The organism is Cereibacter sediminicola, assembly GCF_007668225.1.
Lineage (GTDB): Bacteria > Pseudomonadota > Alphaproteobacteria > Rhodobacterales > Rhodobacteraceae > Cereibacter_A > Cereibacter_A azotoformans.
The window spans coordinates 1-20,395 of sequence record NZ_VDEK01000031.1 but is presented as its reverse complement, the minus strand read 5'-3'; the positions used below and the strand labels follow the sequence as shown (position 1 = coordinate 20,395).

The 20,395-nt window shown below is 68.6% G+C and carries 19 protein-coding genes and 1 riboswitch; of the genes, 12 read left to right on the top strand and 7 right to left on the bottom strand.

Annotated features, from left to right (window positions below; genetic code table 11):
• Positions 1-137 precede the first annotated feature (137 nt).
• From FG154_RS16520 to FG154_RS16510, 3 genes are all read left to right on the top strand, one after another.
• Positions 138-1,007, top strand: coding sequence for a universal stress protein (locus FG154_RS16520; RefSeq protein ID WP_145110286.1), 870 nt, complete (start codon positions 138-140; stop codon positions 1,005-1,007).
• Positions 1,008-1,115: 108 nt separating this feature from the next.
• A riboswitch (cobalamin riboswitch) is annotated at positions 1,116-1,322 on the top strand.
• A 64-nt stretch (positions 1,323-1,386) separates the two neighbouring features.
• A complete protein-coding gene (locus FG154_RS16515; protein WP_145110283.1) occupies positions 1,387-2,064 on the top strand; it encodes an energy-coupling factor ABC transporter permease in 678 nt (225 codons plus the stop codon).
• 67 nt (positions 2,065-2,131) lie between these two features.
• Positions 2,132-3,457 (top strand): cobyrinic acid a,c-diamide synthase CobB, encoded by a 1,326-nt coding sequence (locus tag FG154_RS16510; protein ID WP_145110280.1) that lies wholly within the window; start codon positions 2,132-2,134, stop codon positions 3,455-3,457.
• A 33-nt stretch (positions 3,458-3,490) separates the two neighbouring features.
• Here FG154_RS16510 and FG154_RS16505 read toward each other — a convergent pair whose 3' ends face one another.
• From FG154_RS16505 to FG154_RS16495, 3 genes are read right to left on the bottom strand one after another with little or no spacing between them, the layout of a single operon-like run.
• Entirely contained in the window at positions 3,491-4,267 is a 777-nt protein-coding gene (locus tag FG154_RS16505) for a MetQ/NlpA family ABC transporter substrate-binding protein (RefSeq protein WP_145110277.1), read from the bottom strand.
• Between the two features lie 29 nt (positions 4,268-4,296).
• Positions 4,297-4,971: a methionine ABC transporter permease gene (locus FG154_RS16500; protein WP_011911188.1), complete on the bottom strand. Its 675-nt coding sequence runs from the start codon at positions 4,969-4,971 to the stop codon at positions 4,297-4,299.
• Complete coding sequence (locus tag FG154_RS16495; protein ID WP_145110275.1) at positions 4,961-6,022, bottom strand: methionine ABC transporter ATP-binding protein; 1,062 nt, start codon at positions 6,020-6,022, stop codon at positions 4,961-4,963. Before FG154_RS16495 ends, FG154_RS16500 begins: the two co-directional genes overlap by 11 nt.
• A gap of 298 nt (positions 6,023-6,320) precedes the next feature.
• Here FG154_RS16495 and FG154_RS16490 point away from each other — a divergent pair, with 298 nt between their 5' ends.
• Positions 6,321-7,460: a trans-sulfuration enzyme family protein gene (locus FG154_RS16490; protein ID WP_145110273.1), complete on the top strand. Its 1,140-nt coding sequence runs from the start codon at positions 6,321-6,323 to the stop codon at positions 7,458-7,460.
• Positions 7,461-7,717: 257 nt separating this feature from the next.
• Positions 7,718-7,924, top strand: a complete 207-nt coding sequence (locus FG154_RS16485; RefSeq protein ID WP_011911185.1) for a cold-shock protein — start codon at positions 7,718-7,720, stop codon at positions 7,922-7,924.
• Between the two features lie 200 nt (positions 7,925-8,124).
• Here the strand turns inward: FG154_RS16485 and FG154_RS16480 are convergent, their stop codons facing one another.
• Positions 8,125-8,943, bottom strand: a complete 819-nt coding sequence (locus tag FG154_RS16480; protein WP_246100357.1) for a prevent-host-death protein — start codon at positions 8,941-8,943, stop codon at positions 8,125-8,127.
• A 110-nt stretch (positions 8,944-9,053) separates the two neighbouring features.
• Here FG154_RS16480 and FG154_RS16475 point away from each other — a divergent pair, with 110 nt between their 5' ends.
• The 3 genes from FG154_RS16475 to FG154_RS16465 are packed head-to-tail and all read left to right on the top strand — an operon-like array spanning position 9,054 to position 11,304.
• Entirely contained in the window at positions 9,054-9,353 is a 300-nt protein-coding gene (locus FG154_RS16475; protein ID WP_117345295.1) for a Cys/Met metabolism pyridoxal-phosphate-dependent enzyme, read from the top strand.
• Positions 9,350-10,018 (top strand): response regulator transcription factor, encoded by a 669-nt coding sequence (locus tag FG154_RS16470; RefSeq protein WP_011911182.1) that lies wholly within the window; start codon positions 9,350-9,352, stop codon positions 10,016-10,018. The genes FG154_RS16475 and FG154_RS16470 overlap by 4 nt, the downstream gene beginning before the upstream one ends.
• Positions 10,015-11,304, top strand: coding sequence for a sensor histidine kinase (locus FG154_RS16465; protein WP_044249873.1), 1,290 nt, complete (start codon positions 10,015-10,017; stop codon positions 11,302-11,304). Before FG154_RS16470 ends, FG154_RS16465 begins: the two co-directional genes overlap by 4 nt.
• 40 nt (positions 11,305-11,344) lie before the next feature.
• On the opposite strand, the gene FG154_RS16460 is transcribed toward FG154_RS16465, so the two are convergent.
• Positions 11,345-12,043, bottom strand: coding sequence for a uroporphyrinogen-III synthase (locus FG154_RS16460; protein ID WP_246100355.1), 699 nt, complete (start codon positions 12,041-12,043; stop codon positions 11,345-11,347).
• A 322-nt stretch (positions 12,044-12,365) separates the two neighbouring features.
• Positions 12,366-13,076: a DnaA N-terminal domain-containing protein gene (locus tag FG154_RS16455; protein WP_101342011.1), complete on the bottom strand. Its 711-nt coding sequence runs from the start codon at positions 13,074-13,076 to the stop codon at positions 12,366-12,368.
• A gap of 361 nt (positions 13,077-13,437) precedes the next feature.
• Between FG154_RS16455 and FG154_RS16450 the strand changes: the two genes are divergently transcribed.
• Entirely contained in the window at positions 13,438-14,745 is a 1,308-nt protein-coding gene (locus FG154_RS16450; RefSeq protein WP_011911178.1) for an AAA family ATPase, read from the top strand.
• Positions 14,745-15,797 carry a ParB N-terminal domain-containing protein gene (locus tag FG154_RS16445; RefSeq protein WP_145110267.1) on the top strand — a complete coding sequence of 351 codons (1,053 nt, stop codon included), beginning with the start codon at positions 14,745-14,747 and terminating at the stop codon, positions 15,795-15,797. The genes FG154_RS16450 and FG154_RS16445 overlap by 1 nt, the downstream gene beginning before the upstream one ends.
• A 281-nt stretch (positions 15,798-16,078) precedes the next feature.
• Here the strand turns inward: FG154_RS16445 and FG154_RS16440 are convergent, their stop codons facing one another.
• Complete coding sequence (locus tag FG154_RS16440; protein WP_101342009.1) at positions 16,079-16,960, bottom strand: recombinase family protein; 882 nt, start codon at positions 16,958-16,960, stop codon at positions 16,079-16,081.
• Positions 16,961-17,959: 999 nt separating this feature from the next.
• Between FG154_RS16440 and FG154_RS16435 the strand changes: the two genes are divergently transcribed.
• A complete protein-coding gene (locus FG154_RS16435; RefSeq protein WP_101342006.1) occupies positions 17,960-19,432 on the top strand; it encodes an ATP-binding protein in 1,473 nt (490 codons plus the stop codon).
• A 437-nt stretch (positions 19,433-19,869) separates the two neighbouring features.
• Positions 19,870-20,319, top strand: a complete 450-nt coding sequence (locus tag FG154_RS21895; RefSeq protein ID WP_145110265.1) for a transposase family protein — start codon at positions 19,870-19,872, stop codon at positions 20,317-20,319.
• Positions 20,320-20,395: the final 76 nt, after the last annotated feature.

Genomic DNA, 20,395 nt, shown 5'->3' with positions numbered 1-20,395 from the left:
CGTCTCTGGCCGTGCCGTCCCGGTCGGCGGGGTTTGGCCAAGTATGGCGATGTCCGCCGCGCATCAACCTGAGATGGATCAAGTCCGGCCGGTCCCGTTCATGCTGGAATGACCGGCGGAAACGGAGGGCGCCGCCATTGCGCACGATCATGATTGCCACGGACTTTTCCGAGCGTTCGGACCGCGCCCTGCGCCGCGCGGCGCTTCTGGCCCGCGCCACCGGCGCGCAGGTGCACCTTGTTCATGTCGTGGACGACGACCGCCCCCGCCGCATCGTCGAGCATGAAACGGGCGACGCGCGACGGCTGCTGCACGATCTGGGCCATTCGCTGCGCAGCCATGACGGGATCGGGTGCAGAACCTCGGTCGTGCTGGCCGACCCGTTCGCCGGCATCACCCGTGCCGCGTCCGAGGCCGGGGCCGACCTTCTGGTGATCGGCCCGCACCGCCGGAACCTGCTGCGCGACGCCTTCGCCGGCACGACGGCCGAGCGCGTGATCCGCACCGCGTCCTGTCCCGTCCTGATGGCGAACGGCCCGCCCGTCGGGCCGTGGCGACACCTCCTGCTGACCACCGATCTCTCCGAGGCCTCGCACGCGGCGCTGCGGCGCTTTGCGGATCTGAAGATCGGCGCGGGCGCGGCCCGGACGGTGCTGCATGTCTTCGACGCGCCGGCCCTGCGGCTTGCGATGGCCGAAACGCTGCCCGAGGATGCGCGCGGCGCCTATCTCGCCGATCAGCGCGCCGAGGCGATGGGACGGCTGACGGGGTTTCTGGCCTCGGCCGGGCTGTCGGACGCCGATCCGGTCGTGCGGCGCAGCGGCTCGCCCCCGGCGCACGAGATCCTCGCCGCGGCCGGGGAGGTCGGGGCGGATCTGCTCGTCCTATCGAGCGTCGGCAAGGGCAGGCTGGCGCGCGCGATCCTGGGCAGCGTGGCGGCGCAGGTCCTGGCCTCGGCCTCGGTCGATGTGCTGGTGGTGCCTCCGCCGGATCGGGACGGGTCCTGAGCGCGCCCCCCCAGCGCCGGGGATCGCCGCATTGGCCTTCCGCACCCACGCGATAGCGGGGCGCAAGCCCGGCCGCAGCCGCCGCATTGACGCGGGGGCCCCGATCTGTCACGCCATGCCATGACGGTTCCCGAGGGTCGCACGGCCCGAGGGATGAAAAGGGAACACGGTGAGGGGGAAACCCCGAGTCCGCGACTGCCCCCGCAACTGTGAGCGGCGAGCCGCCCCGACGGACACCACTGGCCGATGGCCGGGAAGGTTCGGGGACGGCCACGACCCGCGAGTCAGGAGACCTGCCGTCGGGCGCATCCGCGCCGCCACTGCCGGTACACCGGCCCAACCCCAAACGCCGTCGGGGATGACGGTCAGGAGGACGACAATGCATATCGAACCCGGTCTTGTGACCGGAGCCAAGGCCCTCGTGGGCTTTGCCACCGCCGCCGCCGCGGCCGGCGTGACGCTGAAATTCGCGTGGGACAGCCTGCGCGAAAAGGGCCTCGCCTCGCTCGCGGTGCGCAGCCTGATCGCGACCGCCGCGGTCTTTGCCTTCTTCGAGATCCTTCCGCACTATCCGGTCGGCGTCTCCGAGGTTCACCTGATCCTCGGCTCGACCCTGTTCCTGATCCTGGGCGCCGCGCCCGCGGCCATCGGGCTGGCGCTGGGTCTCCTGATCCAGGGGCTGCTGTTCGCGCCCTTCGACCTGCCGCAATACGGCATGAACGTCACCACGCTTCTGGTGCCGCTCTTTGCCGTGCAGGCGCTGGCCCGGCGGATCATCGCGCCGCACACGCCCTATGTCGATCTCGACTACCGGCAGGCGCTGGCCCTCTCGACCGCCTATCAGGGCGGCGTGGTGGCCTGGGTGGCGTTCTGGGCCTTCCTCGGCCAGGGGTTCGGGGCCGAGAACATGACCTCGATCCTCGCCTTCGGCAGCGCCTACATGCTGGTGGTGCTGATCGAGCCGCTGGCCGATCTGGCGGTGCTCGCCGGCGCCAAGTCTCTGCGTGGCCTCGCAGGCTCCGGCCTCTTCACCCACCGGCTGCATCACGCGGCCTGAGGCCGCCTCCGCCGCGCCCGGATCGCGGGCGCGGCGGTCGCCGCTGCGATCTCAAGGGACAATCCCCATGCGGGACGAGACTGCCCCCTCCTCGTCGGCCCTGCCGCCCGGCCTGATGATCGCCGCCCCCGGTTCGGGCGCGGGCAAGACCACGGTCACGCTGGGTCTGTTGCGCGCCTTCCGCGACGAGGGGCTTTCGGTTCAGCCTTACAAGAACGGCCCCGACTACATCGACCCGGCCTTTCACCGCGTCGCCGCGGGCCGGCTGTCCTGCAATCTCGACGGCTGGTCGATGGGCCCCCCCCTGATCGCCGCGCTGATCCGTCAGGCCGCGGGCGCGGATCTGGCGCTGGCCGAGGCGTCGATGGGCCTTTTCGACGGCACCTCGGCCGCGGGCGCCGCGGGCAACGGCTCGGGGGCCGGGATGGCCCGGCGTCTCGGCTGGCCGGTGGTGCTGGTCCTCGACGTGCGCGCCCAGGCGCAATCGGCCGCCGCCACGGCGCTCGGCTTTGCCCACCATCCCGACGCGCCGCCGCTGGCCGGCGTGATCCTGAACCACATCGCAAGCCCCCGCCACGCGACGCTGATCCGGCGCGAGATGGCGCGGCTCGGCCTGACCGTCCTCGGCGCGCTGCCCCGGCGCCCCGACCTCGCCCTGCCCGAGCGGCACCTCGGGCTGGTGCAGGCGGGCGAGCATCCCGACCTCGACGGCGCCATCGCGGGCTTTGCCGCGCTCCTGCGCGAGAACGCCGATCTGGGCGCGATCCGCGCCGCGGCCCGCCCCACGCTCGCGGCCGATCCGGGCCCCCTGCCCCGCCCGCCCGCGCAGCGGATCGCGCTGGCGCAGGACATGGCCTTCGCCTTCACCTATCCGCACCTGATCGCGGGCTGGCGCGCGGCCGGGGCCGAGATCCTGCCCTTCTCGCCGCTGGCCGACGAGCCCCCCCCCGACGCCGATCTGGTCTGGCTGCCCGGCGGCTACCCCGAGCTTCACGCCGGCCGCCTCGCCGCCGCCACGACCTTCCGCGCGGGCCTTTGCCGTCATGCCGAGACGCGCCCGGTGCATGGCGAATGCGGTGGCTACATGGTGCTGGGCGAGGCTCTGGTGGATGCGCAGGGCCACCGCCACGCGATGACGGGCCTTCTGGGCCTCGTCACCAGCTTCGAGCGGCGGCGGCTGCATCTGGGCTACCGCCGGGCCGAGCTGCTGGCGCCGATGCCGGGGCATGAGGCCGGCGCGGCGCTGCGCGGCCACGAGTTCCACTATTCCACGATCCTCGAACAGCCCGACGCGCCGCTCGCGCGCGTCACCGACGCCGAGGGCAATCCGGTGCCCGAGACCGGCTCGCGCCGCGGCCTCGTCACCGGCTCGTTCTTCCACCTCGTCGCCTGATCGGGCGGGGCCCCGAAGGCCCCGCCGGCCGCTTCACCAGGAGGTGATGACCGAGCCCTGATACTTCTCGTCGATGAAGGCCTTCAGCTCGGGCGAGTGATAGGCCTCGACCAGCGCCTTCACCCAGGGCTGTTCCTGATCGCCGTTCCGCACCACGATGATGTTGACGTAGGGGTTGTCGGCCTTCTCGCTCGCGATCGCGTCGGTCTTGGGGTTCAGCCCCGAGGCGAGCGCGTAGTTCGTGTTGATCAGCGCCGCATCCAGATCGGCGAGCGACCGCGGCAGCTGCGCCGCGTCCAGCTCCCGGAACTTGATCCCCTTGGGGTTCTCGCTCACATCGAGAACCGTGGGGGTAAGGCCCGTGTCCTCGGCCAGGGTGATCTGCCCCAGATCCTGCAGGACCAGCAGCGCCCGGCCGCCGTTCGTCGGATCGTTCGGGATGCCCACGAGCGCCCCCTCGGGCAGCGCGTCGAGGCTGTCGATCTTCGAGGAATAGACCCCCATCGGCGTGGTGATCGTGGTGGCCACCGGCACCAGATCAAAGCCGCGGTCCTTCACCTGGTTGTCGAGATAGGGCTTGTGCTGGAACGAGTTGGCCTGGATGTCGCCATCGGCGAGCGCCTGGTTCGGCACCACATAGTCCGAAAACTCGATCACGTCGATCTCGAGCCCCCTGGGGGCGGCGATCTTTGCAACCTCCTCCATGATCTCGGCGTGTTCGCCCGGCGAGACGCCGACCTTGATCTGATCGGCCAAGGCGCCGCCCGCGATCAGGGCCAGGGCAGAGGCAAGCGTGGTCATGCGCAGCATGAGAAGTTCCTTCTTTGGGAGTCCGAAATTCAGCGGCCGCGGTTGCGCGGCGCGCGCCGGTCAACCGCGCGGGCGATGCCTTCGCCCACCGATTGCACAAGCTGGACGAGAACGACAAGGATCACCACGACGGCGGCCATCACCTCGGGCATGAACCGCTGATAGCCATAGCGGATGCCGAGATCACCCAGGCCCTCGCCGCCCACCGCGCCCACCATCGCCGAATAGCCGATCAGGCTGACCAGCGCGAGCGTCAGCCCCAGCGTGATGCCGGGCAGCGCCTCGGGGATCAGCACCTTGCGGATGATCTGGAAGGGCGTGGCGCCCATGGCGCGGGCGGCCTCGATCAACCCGCTGTCCACCTCGCGGATCGCGTTCTCGACCAGCCGGGCGATGAAGGGAATGGCCGCCACCGTCAGCGGCACGATCGCCGCCGTGGTGCCGATCGAGGTGCCGGCGAGCGCGCGGGTGAAGGGGATGATCGCCACCACGAGGATGATGAACGGCACCGAGCGCGTGGCGTTCACCACCAGCCCCAGCACCTTGTTCACCAGCGGCGAAGACAGCAGCTCGCCCCGCTGCGATGTGGCCAGGAACACCCCCAGCGGCAGGCCGAAGACCGTGCCCAGCACGCCCGAGACCGCCACCATGTAAAGCGTCTGCAGCGTCGCCTCGAGAAGCAGGGGGATCAGGTTAGCCCACATAGCCCAGCACCTCCGTCAGCAGCTGGTGGCGTTCCAGATAGGCCCGCGCCTCGGCCCCGCGCGCCGTCTCGACCGAGACGAGCAGGTTGCCGAACGGATGCGGCCCGATCTCCTCGATGGCGCCGGCGAGGATGTTGACCGCGATCCCCAGCTCGCCCGTCAGGCGCGCGAGCATCGGATCGGTCGCGTGGCGGCCGGCAAAGGTGATGCGGATCACCTCCTGCGACGGCCCTTCGGGCGGGGCGGGCCGCAGGCGGTTCGCCACAAAGGCCGGCAGCGTCACCCCCGTCACCCCCGACAGGAACGACCGCGTGGTGGGATGCGCGGGCCGCACGAAGATGTCGTAGGTCGGCCCCGCCTCGACGATGCGCCCGCCGTCGATCACCGCCATATGGGTGGCGATGTCGCGCAGCACGCCCATCTCATGCGTGATGAGCAGGATCGTCAGCCCGAGGTCGCGGTTGATATCGGCCAGAAGGCGCAGCACCGTCCGCGTCGTCTCGGGATCGAGCGCCGAGGTGGCCTCGTCCGACAGCAGCACCTTGGGCCCGGTGGCCAGCGCCCGCGCGATCCCCACGCGCTGCTTCTGCCCACCCGACAGCTCGGCCGGATAGCGGTCGGCCAGCGCCTCGAGGCCCACGCGCGCGATCAGATCCTCGACCCGCGGCCGGATCTCGGCCTTGGGCCTGCCCGCGATCTCCAGAGGCAGCGCGACATTGCCAAATACGGTGCGCGAGGCGAGCAGGTTGAAATGCTGAAAGATCATGCCGACCTCGCGGCGGATCTCGCGCAGCTCGGCGCCCGTCGCCGCGCCCACGTCGCGCCCGCCGACCAGCACCCGGCCCCCCGTGGGCCGTTCCAGCCCGTTGACCATGCGCAGCAGGGTGGATTTCCCCGCTCCCGAGCGGCCGATGATGCCGGTGATCGTGCCGGGCTCGACCGTCAGCGAGCAATCGGCCAGCGCCATGACCGGCGCGCCACCCTTCTGGGCGAAGGACTTCTCGACCCTGTCGAAGGTGATCGCCGCACCCTGTGCCTGTTCAACGCGCATCCGGGCTCCTTGCTGCCCAACGTCTGGCCTCCCGCGAGTCGCGATAGACCGGATCGGCGCGCGGGGCGCAAGCCCCGCCATACCTCTGCGCCGACGCCCGCACGGAAGCTTGGCCCGGCCCCCGCCCCTTCCGCCCGGACCCGCGTTCCGCCATAGCCGCCCTCCGGCGCACCGCCGGTCCGGCCCGCGCGCCCGGCGCGGGAGAGCGTTCTTTTTATGCCCCCCTGCCCCCGCTTGCCGGTCCCGCTCCGGGGCGCTACCACCGGCCAGCGGGCCGACCCCGCCCGGAGGAGCCGAGATGACCGAACGCCGCCTGTCCCCCGAAACGCTCGCCGCGCAGGCGCTCGGGCAGGTCGATGGCGCGACCGGGGCGCTGATCCCCTCGATCCATCCCTCGACCACCTACGAGCGCGACGCCGACACCGGCTATTCCCGCGGCCGCGTCTATGCCCGCGCCGACAATCCCACCTTCGACACGCCCGCCGATCTGCTGACGCGGCTCGAGGGCGGGGCCGAGACCCTGCTCTTCTCCTCGGGCATGGCGGCGGCGACGGCGGTCTTCCTCGCGCTGGCGCCCGGCGATCATGTGCTGGCGCCGCGGGTGATGTATTGGGCCCTGCGCGGATGGCTGCTCGATTTCGCCACCCGCTGGGGGATCGAGGTCGAGCTGGTGGACACGTCCGACCTCGACGCGCTGGCCGCGGCGGTGCGGCCGGGCCGGACGCGGCTGATCTGGCTCGAGACGCCCGCCAACCCGACATGGGAGGTGGCCGACATCGCCGCCGTGGCCGACATCGCCCGCGCCGCCGGGGCGCGTCTGGCGGTGGATTCCACCGTGGCCACCCCCGTCCTGACCCGCCCGCTCGAGCTGGGCGCCGATCTCGTCATGCATTCGGCCACCAAATATCTCAACGGCCACACCGACGTGGTGGCGGGCACCCTGACCTGCGCGCAGCGGGATGACTCCTGGGCCCGGATCGCCGCGGTCCAGCGCCAGAACGGCGCGATCCTCGGCCCGTTCGAGGCGTGGTTGCTGCAGCGCGGGATGCGCACGCTCTATCCCCGGCTGCGCTGGCAATGCGCCTCGGCGGCGGCGCTGGCCGAGCGGCTGGCCGCCCATCCGCGCGTGGCCGAGGTGCTCTATCCCGGTCTCGCCTCGCATCCGGGCCACGCCATCGCGCGGCGCCAGATGCAGGGCGGCTTCGGCGGGATGCTCTCGATCCGCGTCGCGGGAGGGCGCGAGGCCGCCATCGCCACCGCCGCACGGGTCAGGCTCTGGACCCGCGCGACCTCGCTCGGCGGGGTGGAAAGCCTGATCGAGCACCGCGCCAGCATCGAGGGCCCGACCTCGCCGGTCCCCGACGACCTGCTGCGCCTGTCGGTCGGGCTGGAGTCGGCCGAGGATCTCTGGGACGACCTCGCCACCGCCCTGGGCTGAGGCACCCGCTGCGCTGCCGGATCACCGCCTCGACCTGGCGTCCCTCGACGCACCCCCGGCCCTGCGCACCGCGATGAAACAGTGCGTTCGCGGGGGTGGCTCCACCATTGCTTGCTTTGGAACGTGATTCGTGCCATGAAGGGCGGGCAAAGCTTCCTCTTTCGACCTTCTGTTTCCCTTCGGCTTCAGTTGCGACTCTGACAGGACTGAGCCAAGCCATCGCATCCTGCGGATGGCACAAGACAGGAGACGTCACGATGGCCACTGGCACCGTGAAATGGTTCAACACCACCAAAGGTTTCGGCTTCATCGCTCCGGCGGGTGGCTCCAAGGATGTGTTCGTTCACATCAGCGCGCTTGAGCGCGCCGGCATCCGCCAGCTGGACGACGGCCAGGCCGTCACCTTCGATCTCGAGCGCGACCGCAACGGCCGCGAGTCGGCGACGAACCTCGCCCTCGCCTGAGCGATCCGATCAGCGAGACAAGAACGGGCGGCGCTGCCGCCCGTTTTTCTTTGCGCTGGTCCTGCCGGGCCCGAAGCCTCCAACGCCGCTCCTGTGCTCCCACTCTTTGCGGCTCCTGCGGCCATCCGGGCGCCGGAAAGGCGGGTCCGTGTGGCGGCGACGAGGGAGGGGCGAGATGCGTCGCTCATCCGCGGCCCCCGTCAGTTCTGCCACAGACGCTCGCGTTCCACGCGACCTTGATCGTCCAGCCGCACCTCGACCGTGTCGCCGTAGGGGTTGGTGGCGAGCGCGGTGACATGCCGCCCGCCCCGCTCCATGAAGCCGATGTCGGTGTAGCCGAGCGCGACCAGCCTGTCCCGCGCCGCGGCCTCGGACAGCGAGCGGCGGTCGTCGCGCTCGCGCTCGAAATCCTTCAGGGTCCCGTCGCGCGAAAATTCGATCTCGATCCGCATTCCGTCGGTGGCAAAGCCCTCGACCGAGATTTCGCCGTCGTCGTCCAGATCGATCTCGGTCAGGCGGGCGATCTCGGCAAGGCGCGGCTCGGCCCGGACGGAGGCGGGCAGCAGGGTCTCGATCAGCGGCTGCGGCAGACCCGCGCCATCGGTCTGAACTTCCAGCAGCCGGTCACCCCGCGCCTCGGCCCGGAGCCAGCCGGTGCCGCCGCGGGCATAGATGTAGATCTTGCCGTCCTTGCGGGAGCGGGTGCGGATGTCGGTCAGGTCAAGGCCGCGCAGAGCAGAGGGCAGCACCGCCTCGGCCGGAGCGGCGGCGGGCCCTTCGGTCACGGTGGTGGCGGCGAAGGTCTCGCCCGTGCGCGTGCCGGTCAGGTCCAGCCGCGTGCCGGGCGCGGGAGCGGTGGTGCCTTGCGGAAGGGTCACGAGGACGCGGCCCTCGGGCGTGCTCAGCACGATCCGGGTGCCGAAGACCTCGGCCACCGTGCCGGAAAGCGGGACTTCCTGCGCGGCAACGGGAGTGGCGAGGGCCGTCGTCAGGATCAGGGCGGCAAGAACGCGTTTCATCGGTTTCTCCTTGGAGTTCATCATGGCGCTGTTCTGCGCGATTCGCGCCAAACGCCACCGCAACCGCGCGGTTTGGTTTCCGTTGAGCCTTGGGCTACTATCCGCAAACCATGCGTCCTGCGTTCGCACTCCTGATTCTTGCCTTTCTTGCCGCGCCGGCGATGGCCGACCCGCCCGAGGATGCCGCCGCCATCGACGCTGCTTCGGCCTTGGCCTGCGTCTCCGCCCGCTATCGGGGCGAGGCTCTGCGGATCGAGGCGGAGGATGACGGGCTGGTGCAGGAAATCCGCTGGCTTACCCCCGCCGGAAATGTGCTGGACATCGAGATCACCGGCCCCGGATGCCGGTTCCTCGAGGTGGACGGCGTCGGCCAGTCCGAGGCGCGCATCCTGCCGGAGGGCGCCCCGTGAAGGTTCTGGTGGTCGAGGATGACCGCGACCTTGCCGGCCAGATCGCGGCCGCGCTGGCGCAGGCGGGATATACGGTGGAACTGGCGCATGACGGCGAGGAGGGCGAATTCCTCGGCGCGACCGAGACGGTCGGCGCCGCCGTGCTGGACCTCGGCCTGCCGGGGATCGACGGGATCGAGGTGCTGCGGCGCTGGCGCGGCGCGGGACTGTCCTTTCCCGTGCTGATCCTGACCGCGCGGGACGCATGGTCGGACAAGGTGGCGGGGTTCCGGGCCGGGGCTGACGACTACGTGCTGAAGCCCTTCCGCATGGAGGAGGTGACGCTGCGCCTCTCCAGCCTCATCCGCCGCGCGGCGGGGCACGCGACGGCGGAACTGGCGGCGGGCGGCCTCGTGCTGGACACGGCGACCGGGCTTGCCACGCTGGAGGGCATGCCGCTGCGGCTGACAGCCTTCGAGGCCCGGCTGTTGCGCTACCTGATGCTGAACAAGGGCCGTGTCGTCAGTCGGACGGAACTGTCCGAACATATGTATGACCGCGACGCCGACCGCGATTTCCGCTCGCTGGAGGTGGTGATCGGCAGGCTGCGGAAGAAGATCGGCGAGGCGCGGGTGGAAACCAGGCGGGGCGAGGGCTATCGGCTGCTGCCCGGCGATCCGGCATGAGGTTGCGATCCATCCGCGCGCGGATGCTTGCCTGGTCGACGGGGCTGACGATGGCGGCGCTGGTCGTTGCCTGGGTGGCGCTGTCGGCCGTGCTGGCGGATTTCGTGAGCCGCAGGCTTGATGCGGAACTGACGGCGGCGGCACGAGGCGTGATGGCGGCGGCGCGTTGGGATGCGACGGGGGGCGTCGCGGTGGTTCCGTCCCCTGCCGATGCGCGTTTCGAGCGTCCGCTGTCCGGCTGGTACTGGCAGGTCAGCGACGGGGCGGCGGTGCTGGCGCGCTCGCCTTCGTTGGTGACGGGCACGCTGGGCGTGGATGGCGCGGGTCGGACCGGGCCGGATGGCGCGGCGCTGGTCTCGCACGTCGCCGGGTTCACGGCGCCGGGCGACGGGCGGCGGCTGACGGTGACGGTGACCTTGCCTGCGGCCGAGGCCGAAGGAGCGCTGGCCGTCATTCGCCGCCCCCTGACCCTGGCGCTGGCGGTGCTGGGGGCGGCCTTGATGGCCGCGCAGGTGCTGGCGGTACGGGCAGGGTTGGTGGACCTGACGCACTTCGCCCGGGCCGTGGCGGCCGTGCGCGACGGGCGGGCGAAGGCGCTGCCCAGGGCACGGGCCGCCGAACTGGAGCCCCTGTCGGATGAGCTGAACCGCCTCATCACCGCCAATGCCGCCCAGCTGGAGCGCGCGCGCGCCCATGCGGGCGATCTGGCGCATGCGCTGAAGACCCCGCTGGCGGTGCTGGCCAACCGCGCAGGCCCCGAGGACGCTGCCCTGATCGACCGGATGGACCGCATCATCCGCTGGCACCTGAAGCGCGCCCGTGCAGCGGCGGCCGGGCTGGATCCGTCCGCCCATGTCGCGCTGGCTCCGGTCCTGGAGGATGTGGCGCTGGTCCTGACGCCCGAGGCGCGGCGTCGCGGAGTTGCGCTGCAGGTCGCAGCGACCGGCGCCCCGGATTTTCGGGGCGATGCCGAGGATCTGGCCGAAATTCTGGGCGCCCTGGCCGAGAATGCGGTGAAATGGGCGCGGACATCCGTGCGGCTGGCGGCGGAACCCTGTCCTGACGGCGTAGAGGTCACCATCATCGACGACGGCCCCGGCATCCCCGAGGCCGACCGCGCCCGCATCCTTGCCCGCGGGGCGCGACTGGATGAAACGATGCCCGGCCATGGCCTCGGCCTTTCCATCGCGGCCGACCGGATCGCGGCCTACGGCGGGAGGCTGATCCTTGCCGAGGCCGAAGGTGGCGGGCTGGCAATCACCGTGACATTGCCCGCGCGGGCATGACCGGGCACGGTCGCGTCGGTTCGTCAATCGCTGCGTCGGATCAGACTCCATTCCCGCGGGCGCCCTGCCCCGCGAGGGCCGTGAGCACATCGACCATGGCCTCCCGCGACGGGTTCGCCGCAATGCCTGTCTCTCGCCAGTCTGTCCGGCAGAGCCCGCGGGCCACCTTTTCCGACATCGCCGCCGCGCTGATGGTCCGCAGGCACGGCGACAGCCCTGCCTTGTCGCACAGCAGGGTGAAGAAGTGCGCGGTGCGATAGGACATGAAGAGGATGCAGTCGATGTCGCCCCGGCGGAGCATGTCCTGTGTCGCGGGCGACAGGGACTTGGCCGGCGTGGCCCGGTAGGCCACGAGGCGCTGCGCATCATGGCCATGACGCTTCAGCGCCGCGGCCATGTCCTCGGTGATGTCCCACCCGCTCAGATAGGTGATCCGGCCCTCGGACGCGGACCGCTTCTTCAGGATGAGATCCAGCAGGCTTGGCGCGTCTCCGGCCGCTTCGTGAACGCAGGAGAAGCCGGCCCGATGCAGGGGCGCGGCCGTGCCGGCGCCCACGGCGTAGATCGGAACCGTCCTGTCTATCGAAGGCAGTTCGGCGATCCGCAGCGAGGCATGGACCGACGTGACGACAATGGTCCGGGAGTCCCTCAGGGCTTCATGGCTGAAATCGACAGGCGACACGTCCAGAACCGGCTCGACAGAGACCCGGTGGCCCTTTTCTTCAAGGGACGGCCTCATGGCCTCAGCCTGCAGGGTGGGACGCGTGAGAAGAACGTGCATCGTGGGCGGGTCCTTGCGTTTCTCCGGGGTTGGCGCCTGTTTCCGACCTGCCCTGTCCTGACAGGTCCCCATGGATCGTCCGCGCCCCTGCCCCTGTCGGACCGCTTTCCGCGTCGCTTGTCAACGGCGCAAACCGAACGTGTTTCCTGCGCCGAGGGTGGGGCCTGACAGGCCCGACCCTCTGCGCGCCACGGACCTCGAGGGCGCGAACGCGCGCCGGTGGCCGGCCCCGAAGATCCCGACGGTGGTGGCGGTCAGCCGCGCCCAGAGCTGGAGCTGTTCAGCTCGCTGCCACTATTTCGCAGCGCGTATCTGGGCCAAAGCAGACTCGAAGCGGATGCTCGAGCTCGCGCCTCAGATGCGTCTCAAGATATTGCGCCGCGAACCGCGACGGCGCGCATACGGTCACCACGCCCCGTTCGGCTCGTACCAGCGACAGGCGTGCATACCACGATGCGAAATGGGCTGGGTTCGCGTCCTCCAGCATCCGCATCATCCGCGCCCACGGGCTTGATGCGCCGCGCGAGCCGCCCGAGAAATCCACATGGACCACATGTGCATCCGGGGATTGCGGTGGAACCTGCCGCTGCGGCGTGGGCTCGTGGCGGCCCGCCATGCGGAGGGCGAAGTCGGATCCGACCTTGCCCCACTCTTCCTGGGTTGCGGCATAGATCGCGGGAAGATCAAGGGCATAGACAGCCACCCTGCCCTTTACGCCCCGGACCTTCAGCACGAGGAAGCCTGTATCGATCAGGCGACGGGTCTCCCGCTTCGCGGTGCGCTCGTCCACGGACCAAAGCGCGGCCATTTCGCGTTGACCTATGGCCATCTCCCCGCGCGCCCAGTTGTAGCGGGCCGTCACAAGTGCCACCAGGCGAAGGATCGAAGTCTGCAGAGTGCCACTCGATGACAGCCCCTTGACTGCCAGAGCGGTGAGAATGTCGTATTTCTCGGCACCCGCTCCGGGGCCTGCAAGTCGCGCATTCTGCATTCTAAGCCTCTACTGCCCGATCAGCTTGACCCGCCGATTCCTGTGAGAAGCAGTGTGGCAGCCTCCCGTTATTTGTCAAACGGTTTCGGATGACGGGATTTGCCCATCTTCCACGGAAAAATGGTGATTTCTGGTTTAACAGGTATTGGGGGACATCTTGGGTGCCACTGAATGAGGGGCGCCTTGTCACCATTTGGCCCCGAGACTGTGTCTTCGTGTCACCGAAACGCCGGGGAGACGTGGCGAAGCGAGGTATATTTCAGCCCCACACTTTCAGAAACGCGATTTTGGCAGATTAGCATTTGGCAGCTTTCTGTTTTCGCGCTATTGAACGTCACGAGTTAAATTACGCGAGAAACACATGCGTGACTTCAGCTACCTTCAGGACATGAACGAGCGGAGCCTGGCGCAGCAGGCCGCTGTGCGCAAGGCGACCTTCTCGCCGTCCGAGACCAAGCAGCTGCGACCCTTCTCCATCTGGGAAATCTCGAGCTTCATGTTCGACGTGCCCGCAGACACGCTGCGCAAGAAGCTGGCGGAGGATCCTTCGTTGCCGCAGGGCGTGGTTGAGGAGGAAGGCCGCCAGAGATGGTTCACTCTGGCCGAGATCAACGAGCTTCGCCGACGGGTCCGGTTTCGCGGGAAGAAGCTGTTGCCGGAGCGTCCGAAGGGGCGCGCGCTGCGCGTGGCCGTCTCCAACTTCAAGGGCGGCGTGGGCAAGACGGTGGTGGCGCAGCATCTTGCCAACGCGGCCGCGCTCGACGGCTACCGCGTGCTGGTGGTCGATTTCGACCCGCAGGCGACGCTGACGCACTCGATGGGGCTGGTCGAGGTCAAGGAGTGGGACACGGTCTGGGGCATCATGTGCCGCGATCTCTGCAAGGAGGCCGACCGGATCATGGAGGCCTATGACGACCCGGCAGACTGCCCCTACCCGGCCGCCGACGAATTGCCCAAGGATGTCCAGGAAATCGGCACCATGCGCGTGCAGGACTTCATCCAGCGCACGGCCTGGTCGACGATCGACATCATTCCGTCCTGCGCCAACGCGGCCTTCGTCGAGTTCGCCTCCGCGCAATACCGCTCGCTGCACAAGGCCTGGTCCTTCTTCGGCTGCGTCGCGCGTTATCTCGACGAGCTGCCCGAGGACCAGTACGACCTCGTGATCTTCGACTGCCCGCCGGCCATCGGCTATCAGTCGCTGAACGCAGCCTTTGCGGCGGACGTGCTCTACATCCCCTCCGGGCCCGGCTACTGGGAGTATGACTCGACGACCTCGTTCCTCGGGCAGCTTGGCGACGCGCTGCAGGAGATCTCGGTCGGCTTCGAACGGATCGCGGCGGATGCCGGGATCCAGCTCCCCAAGCGGTTCGTCGATATCCGTGTGCTGATGACCCGGTTCGAGGCTGCAAACCCGCTGCATGTGGCGATGCTCCAGGCGTTTCGAAATGTGTTCGGGGCCGACGTGTGCCAGCACCCGATCGAGATGACCCGCGCAGTGGAGCAGTCCGGCCGGTTCCAGATGTCGGTCTATGAGCAGGACTACCGCGAGATGACGCGCGAGACCTGGAAGCGGGCGCGGCAGTCTTTCGACAACGCCTATGCCGAGTTCAAGGAGACGATCCTGAAGGCATGGAAAGAACGCAACGAGATGCGGGAGGTGGCGTGATGGTCAAGGGCAACAGGTTCGGGATCGGTCCTGTCGAGGCGCCGACGACCGGGACCCGGCGCAGCCGCGATCCGGGTCCGATGGGCGTGGCCGTGCGAGAGAGCGCCGCGAGTGCGCAGGAGGCGAGCGATGCGCTGGTCGAGCAGCGGAGGCAGAATGCCGCCGATGCGCGGGAGTTCCGCGCCGCGCGCGACGAGGGCAGGGTGCTCGTCCGGCTGCCGGTGGGCGAGATCGAGGTGGACCAGCTTCCTCGCGATCGGCTCGACCTCAAGGGCATTGCCGAAAGCGACGAGATGGAGGAGCTCAAGGCCTCGATCCGCGAGCGCGGACAACGCGAACCCATCGAGGTCTATCTCTCGAGCTCGGGGCGCTATCAGCTCAAGAAAGGATGGCGTCGTCTCACCGCGCTGCGCCAGCTTCATGCGGAAAGTCAGGAGGAGCGGTTCGCCTGCGCCATTGCGCGCGTCACGACGCCGGATGCCGACCGCGCCGATCTCTACGTCGATATGGTGGAAGAGAACGTCATCCGCCAGGACCTGAGCTTCGCCGAGATGGCGCAGATCGCCCTGGCGCTGGCGGCCGATCCGCAGGCGGGGGTGGGCGATGCCGATGCCGCCGTGGCGAGGCTCTACCGCTCGCTCCACAAGGTGAAGCGCTCCTACATCCGGTCCTTCGTGGCCTTGATGGCGGCCGTGGGCGAGGATCTCCCGTTTCCCAGGGCCGTTCCGCGGGACCTCGGGGTGGATGTCGCGCGGAAGCTCGGCGACGGGCTGGAGATTCCGCGGAGCCGTCTCGCGGCCTGTGCCTCCGCGGAGGAGCAGAACGATCTGCTGCGGGGGCTCGTCAAGGGGGCCGCACGCCCGGCGGATGTCGGGGCTGCGGCTGCGCCGACGGCGCGCCAGAAGTACGAGTTCCGGGTGGGCGACACGAAGGTGACCGCCCGCAATGGTGAGTTCCGAATCCGCGCCGCCTGCGACTATTCCGGCATCGAGCGCAGGGTGCTCGAGAGGGCGGTCCGTGCTTTCCAGGATGCGCTGTCCCGCAAGGAGTGAGACGCCGCAGTTACCGGTCGGGCTGGTTACCGGCCGGTAACGGTTTCATGCTGTCAGGGCGGGAGTCCGGGCCGGCGAAACTCCGATGTGCGCCGTGCCATCAGGGGCGGCCGATGTGACCGCTGACGTGCGGCGACCTTGTTGCTTGTATCGCCCAGTGCATGGTCGGCGACCGGAACGCCGAGGACTTCCGGCGAGCGCGCCGCGCTTCAACGGCCTGACCTCCGCGGTGTCAGGTCATAAGCCCAGAGGAACCTCTGGCCGTCGCGCGGCTCCGTCGATCACAGTAACCCGGCTTTTTCTGCCCTGTTGAGCAGCATTTTCACCGAAGAGGGGTTCCACCTGGTTCGACCTCGTGGGGTGCGTTCGCGCATGGCCTCCAGCCGGTCGCAGATCGCCTGAAGGGTGATGTCGGGGTCTGCGCCCTTGATGGCGGCGACGATGACGGACAGGCGGTCGTCGCCGCGCCGCCGTCCGGCGCGTCCCAGCACGGTCTCGGGGAGGAAGCCGTCGCGAACATAGGCGTTCACGGCGCGCAGCAGGCGGGCCTGCGTCCAGTGGCGATCGTAGGGCAGGGGAGCGTTCACGATGCGCAGCAAGTCCTCCCAGGCCATGTCGGGCCGCAGTCGGCGGACGTGGGGCACCCAGTCCTGCGCGGTCTCGCCCAGGCGTTCCATGTAGCCGTCGGCCCGTGCCAGCCGAACCTTGCGCAGCGCCGCCGGATCGCGGGCCCGCAGGCCCGGATTGCCGCCCACGCGGCCTTCGGTCCGTGCGTGGGCGAGCCCTGCCTTGGTCCGCTCGCGGATGAGGGCGCGCTCGAACTCGGCCGCGGCGCCAAGAACCTGAAGCGTGAACTTGCCCTGTGGCGAGGCGGTGTCGATCGGATCCTGCAGTGACCGGAAGAAGGCGCCCTTGGCTTCGAGGCGCTCGATCACCTCGAGAAGATGCGAGAGCGAGCGCGCGAGGCGATCAATGCGGACGACCACCAGCGTGTCGCCCTTGCCGATGCGCTCGAGGAGGCGCGTCAGCACGGGTCGGGCTCGATTGCCGCCCGATGCCTGCTCCTCGTGGATCTCGGCGCATCCTGCCGATCTCAGGGCCTGCGCTTGGGGCAGGGGGGTCTGATCCTCGGTCGAGACGCGGGCATAGCCGATCAAGGGCATCGAGACGGGCCGTTTGCAGTTTCATCTGCTGCAAATAAACGACCGTTTGTAAACGCAAGCAAGGGGTGGGTGCCCCTGTTGCCGACGGTCAGAAACCGCTTGGTTTTCACGGTGAATGTGCCGCTGGAACCGTGAGGGCGCGCGCCCGTCGCCCATGCTCTGAGCGGTGCGCTGCGTCAGCCGGAGTACCATCCGAAAAGGTCCCTCGGTAGCGCGCATAATGGCAGCAGTCTGCGCGCTAAATCCTCCAACCATTGGTCACAAAAAGGTACTTACCGTGCTACAGATGGTGGTCTCGGGGCCGCCCTGGCGGCGCATCCGCTTCCGCGGGATCCGCCTGCGGATTTCCGCCGCAAATGCCATCGCCCAGCCACGGTGCGAATTCCACGGCATCCGGCCATCCGTTCCATGAGCATCCGGCCGGCCGTTTCATGAACATCCGGCCACCCTCGTGAGGGGCCTGCGTGGTCGTGGCGCACGTCCCGCTCGCTCTCCTTCAGCGCACTCTCGGCCGCCAGCAGCACCCGGTCACATCACTCCGACAGCCGATGCGCCGGCACGTTCAGTTCGCGCGACAGGGCCTCCAGGCTCTCGCCCCGCATCAGCCGCTGCACCACGTCCAGCTTCCTCTTCGCCGAGAAGCGCGTGCCCGGGCCAGCCTCGGCCCCGGCTCCGCCAGCGTGTGGGGCGCGCGTCGCCGGGGCCGAGGCCTCCGCTGCGCCAGGTTTCTGCTCGTTGTCTATCCCCGTTCCCTGGGAAAGTAGCGCTCGGCGATGTCTCAAGAAACCGTGCCCCGGCCGGCCCAACGCGCCGGGCGCTGGCGCGGCCAGCCTTACGCGCCGCCGGAAGGGGGACGGCCGCGGGAGGAACCGGAGCACCCGCCTCTTGATCTCGCGCGCCAATAGACCGACTGTGCGCCCGCCTTCCGCATCGACCGCATGCGTCCTACGCGCAGGGCTGCGCCCGAACGAAGATGAGCAACGAGCCACCAGGCCGCGAATGACCCTTTCCCCTAACCAGACACTCGAGCGAAACCGAAGACTGATAGACGATCTGCGTGCCCGACCAGCAGAGACGCCTTGGCTGGAGTTCAAGGAGAACAACGCAGATGCCTCGCTGATTGGCAAGCTGGTCTCCGCGCTGTCGAATGCTGCCCGTCTGGCGGACCAGCATTTTGGGTATCTTGTATGGGGTGTCCGTGATGGCAACCACGAGGCTGTCGGCACCAGCTTCGACTTCGCAACGAAGCGCGAACAAGGCCAGCCATTCGAGCTCTGGCTGGCCAACCGACTTCAGCCCGGCCTCGATTTCCGGTTCGAGGAGGTCGACTATCGGGGCGTACGGCTCGTCCTGCTGACGATACCGGCCGCGGGCACGGCACCGATCGAGTTTGACCGTATCAGCTACGTGCGGATCGGCAGCGCCACACCGAGGCTCTCAGATCATCCGGAGCGGCTTCGTGCGCTCTGGGCCAGGCTTCAACCCTACGCGTGGGAAGCCGGACTCACTGCGCAGTTCGTGACCGGCGACGACGTCCTCGCGCGGCTCGACTATGCGAACTATTTCGACCTGACTGGTCAGCGATTGCCGGACAATCGGCACGGCATCTTTGACAGGCTTCAAGCGGATCGGCTGATTCAGCAGGACGTTGGAGGGCACTGGAACATCACCAACCTTGGCGCGATCCTCTTTGCCAAGCGCCTCGCAGACTTCGGCCCCTCGCTCGAACGAAAAGGCGTCAGGTTCGTCGCCTATGGTGGTCCCGGCCGCGCCTACGCCGTAACGCACCGCCAGGATGGACAGCGTGGATATGCCGCGGGATTTCAGGGACTTATCGATTTCATCGACGGACTGCTTCCGCGCAACGAGCACATCGGCTCGGCCTTCCGGGAAGAACGTCCACTCTATCCTGCCATTGCCATTCGAGAGCTGGTTGCGAATGCGCTGATCCATCAGGACATGACGATCACGGGTGCCGGGCCCCTGATCGAGCTTTTCAGCGACCGCATGGAGATCACGAACCCCGGTGCGCCGCTAGTCAGCCCCGACCGGTTCCTTGACGCACCGCCGCGGTCCCGCAACGAGGCGTTGGCATCGCTGATGCGGCGGATGCGTCTCTGTGAGGAACAAGGCACCGGCATCGACAAGGTTCTGACCGCGGTCGAACTCCATCAGCTTCCGCCGCCCGATTTCCGCACGGAGGGAGAGGCGGTCAGGGTAGTGTTCTTCGCGCCCCGCCGCTTCGCCGACATGACGCCCGAGGAGCGCGTTCGCGCATGCTACCAGCACGCCGCCCTGAAATACGAGAGTGGCCAGCGGATGACCAACGCAACCTTGAGGGACCGTCTGGGGATAGATCCTCGCAACGCCTCGCAGGCCTCTGTCATCATCCGGCTTGCGGTGGGATCCGATCTCATCCGGCCAGCAGATCCGGAGCATCCTCGCGCAGGTTATGTCCCCTTCTGGGCTTGAGCCGACATGTTTTGATCGGGTTTTGATCCAGGAGTTGTGCCCCAGCGACGGATCTGCACGAAGCTATGTAATGTCAGATAGTTACGCACCGCACCCGCTCCATCTGGACTTGATCGGGTTTTGATCCGGGCCTGCTCCCTCGCAGGCCGCCGCCTGTTCTGGAGCCTGGGGCCACAGTCGGTTCTCCGCGCGAAGGCGCCATAGTGGTGCGCACACCGGGGTCATCGGGTCACGGATTCCGATAACATCCGGTCAGCCATTCCGATTTGATCCGGTCGTGGATTCCGGGGTGCCCGATCGCTCCGAGATCCTGCCGTAAGACACGCTGCTGGGCGATCGCTGTCAATCGGCTTCCAAAACTGGCTCTGACGCAATCTCTGTGCAAGTTTGGTGTGACGCCCTAGCTCTGGCACATGATGTAGCTGGAGGATTTGGCGATGGGCGGGATTGCGAGCTATGGCGGGGTACTGCCGCCGGGTCTTCGACTTCACGACGTGAGGCTGGAGGGGGACGAGGTGCTGATCCGCGCGCGTGTCGCAAACGATAGGGCCCGTTGTCCGTCGTGCGGCACGGTTTCAACCCGGCTCCACAGCCGATACGCGCGCCGTCTGTCGGATCTTCCCGCTCACAGGCGTCGCGTCCGGATCGTGCTGACCGTGCGGCGCTTTCGGTGCCCGAGCCGGACGTGCCGAACCCGGATCTTCGGCGAGCGTCTCGACGAAGGGATCGGCCAGCGCCATGGTCGCCGAACCGCGCGGCTGCAAGGGCTCGTCCACTGTCTTGGACTGGCCTTGGGCGGCCGGCCCGGGCAGGCGCTGGCCCATCGACTGCTGCTGCGCGTGAGCAAGGACACCTTGCTTCGCGCCGTGAAGAATGGCCTGGTGTAGAGCGTCAACCTTCTTGGCCGTCGCATTGCCTCGCCTGAAATGTTGCCGAAGATGTTGCCGTTGCCTCAGTAGAAAT

What these genes read in the sequence shown, in the direction of transcription:
- FG154_RS16515 (WP_145110283.1), top strand. Translation starts at nt 1,387, where the DNA reads ATGCATATCGAACCCGGTCTTGTGACCGGAGCCAAGGCCCTCGTGGGC.
- FG154_RS16510 (WP_145110280.1), top strand. Translation starts at nt 2,132, where the DNA reads ATGCGGGACGAGACTGCCCCCTCCTCGTCGGCCCTGCCGCCCGGCCTG.
- FG154_RS16505 (WP_145110277.1), bottom strand. Translation starts at nt 4,267, where the DNA reads ATGCTGCGCATGACCACGCTTGCCTCTGCCCTGGCCCTGATCGCGGGC.
- FG154_RS16500 (WP_011911188.1), bottom strand. Translation starts at nt 4,971, where the DNA reads ATGTGGGCTAACCTGATCCCCCTGCTTCTCGAGGCGACGCTGCAGACG.
- FG154_RS16495 (WP_145110275.1), bottom strand. Translation starts at nt 6,022, where the DNA reads ATGCGCGTTGAACAGGCACAGGGTGCGGCGATCACCTTCGACAGGGTC.
- FG154_RS16490 (WP_145110273.1), top strand. Translation starts at nt 6,321, where the DNA reads ATGACCGAACGCCGCCTGTCCCCCGAAACGCTCGCCGCGCAGGCGCTC.
- FG154_RS16485 (WP_011911185.1), top strand. Translation starts at nt 7,718, where the DNA reads ATGGCCACTGGCACCGTGAAATGGTTCAACACCACCAAAGGTTTCGGC.
- FG154_RS16480 (WP_246100357.1), bottom strand. Translation starts at nt 8,943, where the DNA reads ATGAAACGCGTTCTTGCCGCCCTGATCCTGACGACGGCCCTCGCCACT.
- FG154_RS16475 (WP_117345295.1), top strand. Translation starts at nt 9,054, where the DNA reads ATGCGTCCTGCGTTCGCACTCCTGATTCTTGCCTTTCTTGCCGCGCCG.
- FG154_RS16465 (WP_044249873.1), top strand. Translation starts at nt 10,015, where the DNA reads ATGAGGTTGCGATCCATCCGCGCGCGGATGCTTGCCTGGTCGACGGGG.
- FG154_RS16460 (WP_246100355.1), bottom strand. Translation starts at nt 12,043, where the DNA reads ATGAGGCCGTCCCTTGAAGAAAAGGGCCACCGGGTCTCTGTCGAGCCG.
- FG154_RS16455 (WP_101342011.1), bottom strand. Translation starts at nt 13,076, where the DNA reads ATGCAGAATGCGCGACTTGCAGGCCCCGGAGCGGGTGCCGAGAAATAC.
- FG154_RS16450 (WP_011911178.1), top strand. Translation starts at nt 13,438, where the DNA reads ATGCGTGACTTCAGCTACCTTCAGGACATGAACGAGCGGAGCCTGGCG.
- FG154_RS16445 (WP_145110267.1), top strand. Translation starts at nt 14,745, where the DNA reads ATGGTCAAGGGCAACAGGTTCGGGATCGGTCCTGTCGAGGCGCCGACG.
- FG154_RS16440 (WP_101342009.1), bottom strand. Translation starts at nt 16,960, where the DNA reads ATGCCCTTGATCGGCTATGCCCGCGTCTCGACCGAGGATCAGACCCCC.
- FG154_RS16435 (WP_101342006.1), top strand. Translation starts at nt 17,960, where the DNA reads ATGACCCTTTCCCCTAACCAGACACTCGAGCGAAACCGAAGACTGATA.
- FG154_RS21895 (WP_145110265.1), top strand. Translation starts at nt 19,870, where the DNA reads ATGGGCGGGATTGCGAGCTATGGCGGGGTACTGCCGCCGGGTCTTCGA.